We start from the raw sequence: 12,237 nt of genomic DNA on the forward strand, positions 1-12,237 counted from the left end.
GACGACGGCACCGAAACGAGTACCAGCAAAGAATTTAAACATCTATTCCGATGCGATCCCCCTCGTAAGCCACCTTCAGCATACTCAAGCTAGGACACTGTGCCTGTACCGGCACGCCGCTGGGCAACTGAAACTCGATACCGTGGCGCTGACAACGCAGGATATTTCCCGACAATGTCGCGCTGCCTAGCGGCGAGCCTTGATGTGGGCAGCTGTCTATCAGCAACAACGGCTGATTATCCAGCACCAACAACAGCAGGCTACGCCCTTCAACCTGGAACGTCCGCCGATAACCTTCATTCAGATTGATCAGACGCYCAAGAGGTACGAACATAAGGTCGACTCAACAACCGTTTGTGACCAGAACAGCTCAATGCGTCATATGTTAGCCGTTCGCTGATCAGAGCGAAACGCTCTTGTCAGAGCATTCGTACTCAGACAGCTGTCGCCACATCCGGCTTGCCCGCCAGCAACGGCGCCTGCGGGTCTGTCAGCCAGCGCTGCACCAACGGCCAGACTTCGGCCTGTGCGGCTTTGCTGACGAGCATTTCAACATGCCCGAAATTGTCCGAAAAACCCTGCTCGCGCCCCAGGCAGATGAACTGTTTGTGCTCGGAACCGATCTGATCGAACAGCTTGCGACACGCCCAATCCGGGTCCTGATGATCGCTGGTCGCGCTGACGCCCAAGACCGGCACCTGAACCTCCGCCAGCCCGGCCCACCAGTCTTTCTCGGCATCGCCAAAGCGCCCGAACAAGCCGTACCAGCGCATGCCTTCCAGAGCCAGGCCTATGGGCTCGTCCTCTGGACCGCGCTTTAGACGAGAACCGGAAATTTGCGCGAAACGCTTCAGGATAAACCGCCCGCTCCACTCCACCGGGGGAATTTTCAGCGGCCAATAAGTGCGACTGACCTGCGTACCAAAAAATGCCGCAGAGGCCACGGCAGGTTCACCCAGGTACTGACCACCCAGCGCTGCGGCCAGGGTGATGCCACCCAGTGAATGACCAATCCAGTGCGGAACCTGACCGCTTTGCTCACGAACGAATGCAGCAATCGCTGGCAAATCGTAACGGGCATAGTCGGCAACGCGGTTTTTTCGATAGTTCTGGTTGCGCTGGGACAAGCCGTGACCGCGCATTTCCGGTATCCACACATCAAAGCCGGCGCGCGCCAGATAGGCGCCCAGACCAAGGCCCTTGGGGGAAAACCAGAAACGCCGATTGGAAAAACTGCCGTGAARCAAAATCACCGGAACGCCACGCACGGTGGGCTCATCGGCCATGCCCAGGCGGGTGACCGCCAGCTCGACAGTGCCGTCCGGGCTGTTGCCGGGTTTCAAACGGTAGACGTCCTCGCTCAGATCGCCGCGACGCTCGGCGCTGATCAAGGCGACAGGAAATAGGTTACTGCTGCTTTGCATAATGCTCTTGTGACCGCAGGATTACGCTCGTCGAACAGATGCGCGATGATCCCGGAGTCACGGTCCAGGCCCAGGGTCAGCTGGGTCAGGTCGTTGGAGCCGATGGAGAAACCGTCGAAGAATTCGAGGAACTCTTCAGCAAGGATCGCGTTGGACGGCAGTTCGCACATCATGATGACGCGCAGACCGTTTTCGCCACGGGCCAGGCCGTTTTCGGCCAACAGCTCCACAACCTGGCTGGCTTCGCCCAGGGTACGGACGAACGGCACCATGATTTCGACGTTGGTCAGGCCCATCTCGTTGCGCACGCGTTTCAGCGCACGGCATTCGAGTTCGAAGCAGTCACGGAACGACTCGCTGATGTAGCGCGAAGCGCCACGGAAGCCCAGCATCGGGTTTTCTTCTTCCGGCTCGTAGAGCTTGCCGCCGATCAGGTTGGCGTATTCGTTGGACTTGAAGTCCGACAGGCGCACGATGACCTTTTTCGGCCAGAACGCGGCAGCCAGGGTGCTGATACCCTCAACCAGTTTCTCGACGTAGAAGCCGACCGGATCGTTGTATCCGGCAATACGCTTGTCGACGCTTTCCTTGATGTCCAACGGCAGGCCGTCGTAGTTCAGCAGTGCTTTAGGGTGCACGCCGATCATGCGGTTGATGATGAACTCCAGACGGGCCAGGCCCACACCGGCGTTCGGCAACTGCGCGAAATCGAAGGCGCGATCCGGGTTGCCGACGTTCATCATGATTTTGAACGGCAGTTCCGGCATGGCGTCAACGGAGTTTTTCTTGATGTCGAAGCCCAACTCGCCTTCGAAGATGAAACCGGTGTCGCCTTCAGCGCAGGAAACGGTCACGCCCTGGCCGTCTTTCAACAGCTCGGTGGCATTACCGCAACCCACGACTGCCGGGATCCCCAGCTCACGCGCAATGATCGCCGCGTGGCAGGTACGGCCGCCACGGTTGGTGACGATGGCGCTGGCGCGCTTCATGACCGGTTCCCAGTCCGGGTCGGTCATGTCGGAAACCAGAACGTCGCCCGGCTGGACTTTGTCCATCTCGGAAACGTCTTTGATGATGCGGACTTTACCGGCGCCGATGCGCTGGCCGATGGCGCGACCTTCCACCAGCACGGTGCCGGTTTCTTTCAGCAGGTAACGTTCCATGACGTTGGCGTGGGTACGGCTTTTCACGGTTTCAGGGCGAGCCTGAACGATGTACAGCYTGCCGTCGTCGCCGTCTTTGGCCCATTCGATGTCCATCGGGCACTTGTAGTGCTTCTCGATGATCATCGCCTGCTTGGCCAGTTCGCTGACTTCAGCATCGGTCAGGCAGAAACGTGCACGCTCGGCCTTGTCGACATCGACAGTCTTGACCGAACGACCGGCCTTGGCCTCGTCGCCGTAGATCATCTTGATGGCTTTGCTGCCCAGGTTGCGGCGCAGGATCGCCGGACGACCGGCTGCCAGCGTGCCTTTGTGGACATAGAACTCATCCGGGTTCACCGCGCCTTGTACGACGGTTTCGCCCAGGCCATAGGCGCCGGTGATAAACACCACGTCACGGAAGCCGGATTCGGTGTCCAGGGTGAACATCACGCCGGCAGTGCCGGTTTCCGAACGGACCATGCGCTGCACGCCAGCCRACAGGGCCACCAGCTTGTGGTCGAAGCCTTGGTGCACGCGGTAGGAAATGGCACGGTCGTTGAACAGGGAAGCAAACACTTCCTTGGCAGCACGAATGACGTTTTCAACGCCGCGGATGTTCAGGAAGGTTTCCTGTTGACCGGCGAAGGACGCGTCCGGCAAGTCTTCGGCTGTTGCCGAGGAGCGCACGGCCACAGCCATGTCCGGGTTGCCGGCCGACAGCGTGGCGAACGCGGTGCGGATTTCGGTGTTGAGCTTCTCCGGGAACTCGGCCTCCATGATCCATTGACGGATTTGCGCACCGGTTTTCGCCAGGGCGTTCACGTCGTCGACGTCCAGCGCATCGAGGGCTGCGTGGATCTGGTCGTTCAAACCACTTAATTCGAGAAAATCACGATAAGCCTGAGCCGTCGTGGCGAAGCCACCCGGGACCGAGACACCGGCACCCGCAAGATTACTGATCATCTCGCCGAGGGATGCGTTCTTGCCCCCCACATGCTCCACATCATGGACGCCGAGCTTATCGAGGGAAACTACGTACTCTACCAAGGTGATCTCTCCACTAACTGTGTTGGAAAAGCTCAGGGCGCCGGCAGCTCATCAGGAGCATTTGCCAGCAATATGGCCTGGACCTGGAAAATAAGTGAGAATGCGGGCCAATCCAGGCCGACAAACCGCGCCTATCATATCCAAGAATCGTCACCAGCTTAAGGCCCAAGGCGCAAATGAAACGATCTGCTTTCTTTATCTCCGATGGCACGGGCATTACAGCCGAAACCCTGGGTCAAAGTCTGTTGGCGCAGTTCGAAAACATTACCTTCAGCAAAATCATACGACCGTACATCGACAACGTGGACAAAGCGCGGGCCATGGTACAACAAATCAATATGGCCGCCGAAAAGGACGGATTTCGTCCGATCATCTTCGACACGATCGTCAACCAGGATATTCGTGAGATCCTCGCGACCTCCAATGGTTTCATGATCGACATTTTCTCGACCTTCCTCGCGCCGCTCGAGCAGGAGTTGAGCGAACACTCGTCGTATTCGGTCGGCAAGTCCCACTCCATTGGCCACAACTCCAATTACATGGAGCGTATCGAGGCGGTGAACTTCGCCCTCGACAACGACGACGGCGCCCGCACCCACTATTACGACACGGCCGACCTGATCCTGGTCGGCGTGTCACGCTGCGGCAAAACCCCGACCTGCCTGTACATGGCCATGCAATTCGGTATTCGCGCGGCCAACTACCCGCTGACCGAAGACGACATGGAGCGCCTGCAACTGCCAGCGGTATTGCGTGCCCATAAGCACAAGCTGTTTGGCCTGACCATCGATCCGGACCGCCTCACCGCGATCCGCAATGAACGCAAGCCCAATAGCCGCTACTCGAGCTACGCCCAGTGCGAGTTCGAAGTGCGTGAAGTCGAAAACCTGTTCCGCCGCGAGAACATCGCGCACATCAACTCCACGCATTTTTCCGTGGAAGAGATTTCGGCGAAGATTCTGGTGGAAAAAGGCGTCGAGCGGCGGTTCAAGTAGCTCCTTGCTGCCAGGCCTACCGCCATCGCGAGCAGGCTCGCTCCCACATTTGATCTTCAGTGAACACGTTACTTGTGTACGACGAAGAAATAATGTGGGAGTGAGCCTGCTCACGATGAACGATAACGCGGTCTGGCTAGATCACCCACAAATCGACAAAACGGTTAACCGACGTGGCCTCAAGGCTCGCCTGATCCTTGCACAAGGAAAAGATCTGCGCCGACCGTTGCGCAGTGAAGCGCGTCGCCAGATTGGCCTTGAACTTGTCCTCCAGCAAGGGAATGCCCTCGGCGCGGCGACGACGATGACCAATCGGGTATTCGACCACCACTTGTCCGGTACTTGAGCCGTCCTTGAAGAACACTTGCAAGGCGTTGGCAATAGACCGCTTGTCGGCCTCCAGATATTCGCGGGTGTAGCGCGGCTCTTCGACAATGACCATCTTCTCGCGCAACTCGTCGATGATCGGGTGCGCCGCGTGAAACTCGTCTTCGTACTGTTCAGCCACCAGAGTGCCGAAGGCCAGCGGCACGGCGGTCATGTACTGGATGCAGTGGTCGCGGTCCGCGGCATTGGCCAGTTGGCCGACCTTGGAAATGATACGAATCGCCGACTCGTGAGTGGTGATAACGATCTTGTCGATTTCACCCAGACGATCGCGCACCTGCGGGTGCAGGGTCACTGCCGCTTCGCAGGCGGTTTGCGCGTGGAACTCGGCCGGGAAACTGATCTTGAACAGCACGTTTTCCATCACGTAGGTGCCGTACTGCTGCGAGAGGCTGAACGTACGTTTATCGGCGGGCTTGAGCGCCAGGTCCTTGTTGGTGTGGCTGAACAGCACGTCGTAGAAACCCCATTGCGGCGCGGTCAATACACCCGGAATGCCCATCTCGCCACGCATGGCGATGTCCGCCAATCGCACGCCACGACTGGAGGCGTCGCCCGCGGCCCAGGACTTGCGCGAACCGGCGTTCGGCGCGTGACGGTAAGTGCGCAATGCCTGGCCGTCGACAAACGCATGGGACAGCGCCGCCAACAATTGCTCGCGATTGGCGCCCATCAGTTTCGCAGTCACCGCCGTCGAGGCGACTTTGACCAGCAGCACGTGGTCCAGCCCAACCCGGTTGAAGGAGTTCTCCAGGGCAATCACACCCTGAATCTCGTGGGCCATGATCATCGCGTCCAGCACCGCTCGCATGGTCAGCGGCGCATCGCCATTGGCCACGCGTTTTTGCGACAGGTGGTCGGCAACCGCGAGGATCCCGCCGAGGTTATCGGACGGATGGCCCCACTCGGCAGCCAGCCAGGTGTCGTTGTAATCGAGCCAGCGAACGATACAGCCGATATCCCACGCCGCTTTTACCGGGTCGAGACGAAAATGGGTACCGGGAACACGTGCGCCAAAGGGCACGACCGTGCCTTCAACGATAGGGCCCAGGTGTTTGGTGCATTCGGGAAAGCGCAGGGCCAGCAGGCCGCAACCGAGGGTGTCCATCAGGCAATTGCGGGCGGTGTCCAGCGCCTCTTTGGACTCGATCTTGAAATTGAGAACGTAATCGGCAATGTCCTGCAGGACCTTGTCGTAGTCGGGACGTATGTTCAGGTCGACGTTGGCGCTCATGTTCGATTCACTCTGGCAGTGGTTCGTAAATGGGACCTCGGTTCAGGATCAATCTCTGTCGGTTACTGCTTTCTTATAATTGAAATGCAATGAACTGTGGGAGCAGCCGGGCGGCGTTCCGTATGCTCGCGATGGGGCCGGCACAGTCAACATTGATGTCGCCTGAGACAACGCTATCGCGAGCAGGCTCGCTCCCACATGGGCTCGGAGTCGGGATCAGAAAGAATCGCCCGGCACGCGCACCCAGCCTTCCATCAACACCCGCGCACTGCGGCTCATGATGGCTTTGGTCACGGTCCACTCGCCATCGACCTGTTGGGCTTCGGCGCCAACGCGCAAGGTGCCTGACGGATGGCCAAAGCGCACCGCGTTGCGGGGAATACCACCCGCGGCGAGGTTGACCAGCGTGCCGTCAATCGCTGCTGCGGTGCCAATCGCTACGGCAGCAGTGCCCATCATCGCGTGATGCAACTTGCCCATGGACAGTGCGCGGACCAACAGGTCGACATCGCCTGCCGCCACCGGCTTGCCGCTGGAAGCGAGATAATCGGCAGGCCGTGCGACAAACGCCACCTTGGGGGTGTGCTGACGCTTGGCGGCGTCGTCGAGGTTCGAAATCAGCCCCATGCGCAGTGCGCCATGTGCACGAATAGTCTCGAACATCGCCAGCGCTTTCGGATCGCCGTTGATATCGCCCTGCAACTCGGTGCCGGTGTAGCCGATGGCTTCGGCGTTAACGAAAATGGTCGGGATGCCGGCGTTGATCATGGTCACTTTGAGCGTGCCGACACCGGGTACTTCCAGGTCATCGACCAGGTTGCCGGTCGGGAACATCGAGCCGCCGGCGCCCTCTTCCTCGGCCGCCGGATTCATGAATTCGAGCTGCACTTCAGCGGCCGGAAAGGTCACGCCATCGAGTTCGAAATCACCGGTTTCCTGCACCGCGCCGTCAGTGATCGGCACGTGGGCGATGATGGTCTTGCCGATATTGGCCTGCCAGATGCGCACCACCGCCATGCCGTTGCGCGGAACACGACTGGCCTCGACCAGACCGCTGCCGATGGCGAACGAACCGACCGCCGCCGAGAGGTTGCCGCAGTTACCGCTCCAGTCGACAAAAGGCTTGTCGATGGAGACCTGACCGAACAGGTAATCGACGTCGTGATCAGCTTTGATGCTCTTGGACACGATCACCGTTTTACTGGTACTGGAGGTCKCCCCGCCCATACCATCGATTTGCTTTTCATACGGGTCAGGGCTGCCGATCACTCGCAACAACAGCGCGTCGCGGGAGGGGCCCGGAATCTGCGCCGACTCAGGCAGGTCTTGCAGGCTGAAGAACACGCCTTTGCTGGTGCCGCCCCGCATGTAGGTGGCAGGGATCTTGATCTGAGGTACGTGGGCCATAATGTTCCTTATGCGCCGGAGCAGGACGTCACTGCCCTGCCCCGGCAAGTCGCGTTAGACAGCAACAGCCGATTCAAGGAAGTCCTGGGCGAAACGCTGCAACACGCCGCCGGCTTCGTAGATCGAGACTTCTTCAGCAGTATCGAGACGGCAGGTAACCGGTACTGACACCTGTTCACCGTTCTTGCGGGTAATGACCAGAGTCAGCGTGGCACGCGGCGTGCGCTCGCCGATCACATCGAAAGTTTCAGTGCCGTCGATGCCCAGTGTCTTGCGGTCGGTGCCCGGCTTGAACTCCAGCGGCAACACGCCCATGCCCACCAGGTTGGTACGGTGAATGCGTTCGAAACCTTCGGCAGCGATGGCTTCGACACCGGCCAGACGCACACCTTTGGCAGCCCAGTCGCGGGACGAACCCTGACCGTAGTCGGCGCCGGCGATGATGATCAGCGGCTGCTTGCGCTCCATGTAGGTTTCGATGGCTTCCCACATGCGCATGACCTGGCCTTCCGGCTCGACACGCGCCAGCGAACCCTGCTTGACCTTGCCATTTTCCTGAACCATTTCGTTGAACAGTTTCGGGTTGGCGAAGGTCGCGCGTTGCGCGGTCAAGTGGTCACCGCGGTGCGTCGCGTAGGAGTTGAAGTCCTCTTCCGGCAAGCCCATTTTCGCCAGGTATTCGCCAGCGGCGCTGTCGAGCATGATGGCGTTGGACGGCGACAGGTGATCGGTGGTGATGTTGTCCGGAAGCACTGCCAATGGACGCATACCCTTGAGTGGACGTGCCCCGGCCAGTGCGCCTTCCCAGTACGGCGGACGACGGATGTAGGTACTCATCTCGCGCCAGTCGTACAGCGGTTTGACTTTCGGGCCGGTGTCTTCGTGGATGGCGAACATCGGGATGTAGACCTGGCGGAACTGCTCCGGCTTGACCGATGCCTTGACCACCGCGTCGATCTCTTCGTCGCTCGGCCAGATGTCCTTCAGGCGGATTTCCTTGCCATCCGCCGACAGGCCCAACACGTCTTTTTCGATGTCGAAACGGATGGTCCCGGCAATGGCGTACGCCACCACCAACGGCGGCGAAGCAAGGAACGCCTGCTTGGCATATGGGTGAATCCGACCGTCGAAGTTGCGGTTACCCGACAACACGGCAGTGGCGTACAGATCGCGATCGATGATCTCTTGCTGGATCACCGGGTCCAGCGCACCGGACATGCCGTTGCAGGTGGTGCAGGCGAATGCCACCACGCCGAAACCGAGTTGCTCCAGTTCAGAAGTCAGGCCAGCTTCATCGAGGTACAGCGCCACGGTTTTCGAACCCGGCGCAAGGGACGATTTGACCCACGGCTTGCGAGTCAATCCGAGCTTGTTGGCGTTGCGTGCCAGCAGGCCGGCGGCGATGACATTGCGCGGGTTGCTGGTGTTGGTGCAACTGGTGATGGCGGCAATGATAACCGCGCCGTCAGGCATTTGGCCGGGCACATCGTCCCACTGTCCGGAGATGCCTTGGGCCGCGAGATCAGAAGTAGCGACACGGGCGTGAGGATTGCTCGGCCCCGCCATATTGCGCACCACCGACGACAGGTCGAAGGTCAAGCCGCGCTCGTATTGCGCGCCCTTCAGGCTATCGGCCCACAGGCCTGTGGTCTTGGCGTAATTTTCGACCAACTGCACCTGCTCGTCTTCGCGGCCGGTAAGTTTCAGATAGTCGATGGTCTGCTGGTCGATGTAGAACATCGCCGCAGTGGCGCCGTATTCCGGGGCCATGTTGGAAATGGTTGCACGGTCGCCGAGGGTCAGCGCGGAGGCGCCTTCGCCGAAGAATTCCAGCCAGGCCCCAACGACTTTTTGCTTGCGCAGGAACTCGGTCAACGCCAGCACCATATCGGTGGCAGTGATGCCCGGTTGCAGCTTGCCGGTCAGCTCGACGCCGACGCTTTCCGGCAGACGCATCCAGGAGGCACGGCCGAGCATCACGCTTTCCGCTTCCAGACCGCCGACACCGATGGCGATCACGCCCAGGGCATCGACGTGCGGGGTGTGGCTGTCGGTGCCGACGCAGGTATCCGGGAAAGCCACGCCGTCACGCACCTGGATCACCGGCGACATTTTCTCCAGGTTGATCTGGTGCATGATGCCGTTGCCTGGCGGAATCACGTCGACGTTCTTGAAGGCCTTTTTGGTCCAGTTGATGAAGTGGAAACGGTCTTCGTTGCGACGGTCTTCGATGGCGCGGTTCTTTTCGAATGCCTCCGGATCGAAGCCACCGCGCTCGACGGCCAGGGAGTGATCGACGATCAATTGCGTCGGCACCACCGGGTTCACTTGCGCTGGATCGCCACCTTGCAGGGCAATGGCATCACGCAGGCCAGCGAGGTCGACCAGGGCGGTCTGGCCAAGAATGTCGTGGCACACCACGCGGGCCGGGAACCACGGGAAGTCGAGGTCGCGTTTGCGCTCGATGAACTGTTTCAGGGATTCGGTGAGCGTGGCCGGGTCGCAGCGGCGCACCAGGTTTTCCGCCAGTACGCGGGAGGTGTACGGCAGGGTGTCATAGGCGCCGGGCTGGATGGCCTCGACTGCCGCACGGGTGTCGAAGTAATCCAGATGGCTGCCGGGCAGCGATTTGCGGAAATCTGTGTTCATCGTCAGGACTCGGTCACGGTGATTACAAAAAGTGGGGGCTGGCACCGGCTTTGAAGCGAACTCGGTCAAATGTGGGAGCGAGCCTGCTCGCGATAGCAATGCAACTGGCGACATCAATGTTGAATGTCAGTCCGTCATCGCGAGCAGGCTCGCTCCCACAGGGTTCTCCGTTGCTCCAAAAATCGGCGGTCAGGCCCTCCACCATTCAGCGTTGTTCGATTGGCACGAACTTGCGCTGTTCGACGCCGACGTACTCGGCGCTCGGGCGGATGATGCGGTTATTGGCACGCTGTTCGAACACATGCGCCGCCCAGCCGGTCAGGCGCGAGCAGACGAAAATCGGCGTGAACAGCTTGGTTGGAATGCCCATGAAGTGGTACGCCGAGGCATGGTAGAAGTCCGCGTTGGGGAACAGTTTCTTCTGCTCCCACATGGTCTTGTCGATGGCTTCCGACACCGGGAACAACACGGTGTCACCGACTTCGTCAGCGAGCTTTTTCGACCAGCCCTTGATCACTTCATTGCGCGGGTCGTTGTCTTTGTAGATCGCGTGACCGAAGCCCATGATCTTGTCTTTGCGCGCGAGCATGTCGAGGGTGCCTTTGATCGCCTCTTGCGGCGACGCGAAGCGCTCGATCATTTCCATCGCCGCTTCGTTGGCGCCGCCATGCAGCGGGCCGCGCAGGGAACCGATGGCCGCGGTAACGCAGGAGAACAGGTCGGACAACGTCGATGCGCAAACGCGGGCGGTGAAGGTCGACGCGTTGAACTCGTGTTCCGCATAAAGGATCAGCGAAACGTTCATCACCTTGACGTGCAATTCGCTTGGCTTCTTGTCATGCAGCAGGTGCAGGAAGTGCCCGCCAACCGACTCTTCATCGGTCACGCAGTTGATGCGCTTGCCGTCGTGACTGAAGCGATACCAGTAGCACATGATCGCCGGGAACGCGGCCAGCAGCCGGTCGGTTTTGTCATGTTGCTCGGAGAAGTCATGCTCCGGCTCAAGGTTGCCGAGGAACGAGCAACCGGTGCGCATCACGTCCATCGGATGGGCGTCGGCCGGGATGCGTTCGAGCACTTCCTTCAGCGCTTGCGGCAGGTCACGCAGCTTGCTCAGTTTGTTGATGTAGGCGGCCAGTTGTGTCTTGTTCGGCAGTTCGCCGTACAGCAGCATGTACGCCACTTCTTCGAAATGCGCCTGGGCCGCCAGTTCGCGAACGTCATAGCCGCGATAGGTCAGGCCTGCGCCTTCCTGGCCCACGGTGGACAATGCGGTTTGCCCGGCCACCTGGCCACGCAGCCCGGCGCCACTCAATACTTTTGCTTCGGCCATTGCTGTCTCCAATCTTGAATTTGTTAGGGAAACTTGTGGGAGCGAGCCTGCTCGCGATGGTGGATGGCTCACCTCGGTGCATCAGGAACACCGCGTTATCATTAACGTCCATCACGAGCAGGCTCGCTCCCACAGGGTTTGATTCAGTTCTTCTTCTGCGCAAACAACGCATCGAGCTTCTGCTCGAAGGTGTGGTAATCGATGCGATCGTAAAGCTCCATGCGGGTCTGCATGGTGTCGATAACGTTCTTTTGCGTGCCATCGCGACGGATCGCGGTGTAGACGTTTTCCGCCGCTTTGTTCATCGCGCGAAAGGCCGACAGCGGGTACAGCACCAGCGACACATCGGCAGCTTTCAGTTGCTCGGTGGTGTACAGCGGCGTGGCGCCGAACTCGGTGATGTTGGCCAGGATCGGCGCTTTGACGCGGCTGGCAAACAGCTTGTACATGTCCAGTTCGGTGATGGCCTCCGGGAACACCATGTCGGCGCCGGCTTCGATGCATGCCGCGGCGCGATCCAGTGCCGACTCCAGACCTTCCACCGCCAGGGCGTCGGTGCGGGCCATGATCACGAAGCTGTCATCGGTGCGCGCATCGACTGCCGCCTTGATCCGGT

General features: G+C 59.8%; 8 protein-coding genes and 1 pseudogene. 1 reads left to right on the forward strand and 8 read right to left on the reverse strand.

What is annotated here, in order from left to right; genetic code table 11:
- Positions 1 to 34: 34 nt before the first annotated feature.
- The 3 genes and pseudogenes from AC1DH9_RS11415 to ppsA form a co-directional block, all read right to left on the reverse strand.
- A complete protein-coding gene (locus AC1DH9_RS11415) occupies positions 35 to 334 on the reverse strand; it encodes a Rieske (2Fe-2S) protein (protein WP_477808185.1) in 300 nt (99 codons plus the stop codon).
- 100 nt (positions 335 to 434) lie between these two features.
- Positions 435 to 1,424 carry an alpha/beta fold hydrolase gene (locus AC1DH9_RS11420; protein WP_477808186.1) on the reverse strand — a complete coding sequence of 330 codons (990 nt, stop codon included), beginning with the start codon at positions 1,422 to 1,424 and terminating at the stop codon, positions 435 to 437.
- Positions 1,415 to 3,616: pseudogene (ppsA, locus tag AC1DH9_RS11425) on the reverse strand (phosphoenolpyruvate synthase); the annotation flags it as partial. The gene AC1DH9_RS11420 and the pseudogene ppsA, both read right to left, overlap by 10 nt.
- A gap of 176 nt (positions 3,617 to 3,792) precedes the next feature.
- On the opposite strand from ppsA, the gene ppsR reads away from it, so the two are divergent.
- A complete protein-coding gene (gene ppsR / locus AC1DH9_RS11430; RefSeq protein WP_427540262.1) occupies positions 3,793 to 4,611 on the forward strand; it encodes a posphoenolpyruvate synthetase regulatory kinase/phosphorylase PpsR in 819 nt (272 codons plus the stop codon).
- A 136-nt stretch (positions 4,612 to 4,747) separates the two neighbouring features.
- Here ppsR and prpD read toward each other — a convergent pair whose 3' ends face one another.
- From prpD to AC1DH9_RS11455, 5 genes are all read right to left on the reverse strand, one after another.
- On the reverse strand, positions 4,748 to 6,232 hold the full coding sequence (prpD, locus tag AC1DH9_RS11435; protein WP_427540265.1) for a 2-methylcitrate dehydratase: 1,485 nt from the start codon (positions 6,230 to 6,232) through the stop codon (positions 4,748 to 4,750).
- A 216-nt stretch (positions 6,233 to 6,448) separates the two neighbouring features.
- A complete protein-coding gene (gene prpF, locus AC1DH9_RS11440; RefSeq protein WP_477808187.1) occupies positions 6,449 to 7,639 on the reverse strand; it encodes a 2-methylaconitate cis-trans isomerase PrpF in 1,191 nt (396 codons plus the stop codon).
- A 54-nt stretch (positions 7,640 to 7,693) separates the two neighbouring features.
- Positions 7,694 to 10,288, reverse strand: coding sequence for a Fe/S-dependent 2-methylisocitrate dehydratase AcnD (gene acnD / locus AC1DH9_RS11445; protein WP_054593260.1), 2,595 nt, complete (start codon positions 10,286 to 10,288; stop codon positions 7,694 to 7,696).
- Positions 10,289 to 10,493: 205 nt separating this feature from the next.
- Positions 10,494 to 11,621, reverse strand: a complete 1,128-nt coding sequence (gene prpC / locus AC1DH9_RS11450; protein ID WP_427540273.1) for a bifunctional 2-methylcitrate synthase/citrate synthase — start codon at positions 11,619 to 11,621, stop codon at positions 10,494 to 10,496.
- Between the two features lie 143 nt (positions 11,622 to 11,764).
- A partial coding sequence (locus tag AC1DH9_RS11455) for an isocitrate lyase/phosphoenolpyruvate mutase family protein (RefSeq protein ID WP_477808188.1) occupies positions 11,765 to 12,237 on the reverse strand: 473 nt, incomplete at its 5' end.

Source organism: Pseudomonas sp. 05T35 (assembly GCF_056396605.1).

Excerpts from the sequence above, each read along its gene's own strand:
- ppsR (WP_427540262.1), top strand. The coding sequence starts at position 3,793 with ATGAAACGATCTGCTTTCTTTATCTCCGATGGCACGGGCATTACAGCC.
- prpD (WP_427540265.1), bottom strand. The coding sequence starts at position 6,232 with ATGAGCGCCAACGTCGACCTGAACATACGTCCCGACTACGACAAGGTC.
- acnD (WP_054593260.1), bottom strand. The coding sequence starts at position 10,288 with ATGAACACAGATTTCCGCAAATCGCTGCCCGGCAGCCATCTGGATTAC.
- prpC (WP_427540273.1), bottom strand. The coding sequence starts at position 11,621 with ATGGCCGAAGCAAAAGTATTGAGTGGCGCCGGGCTGCGTGGCCAGGTG.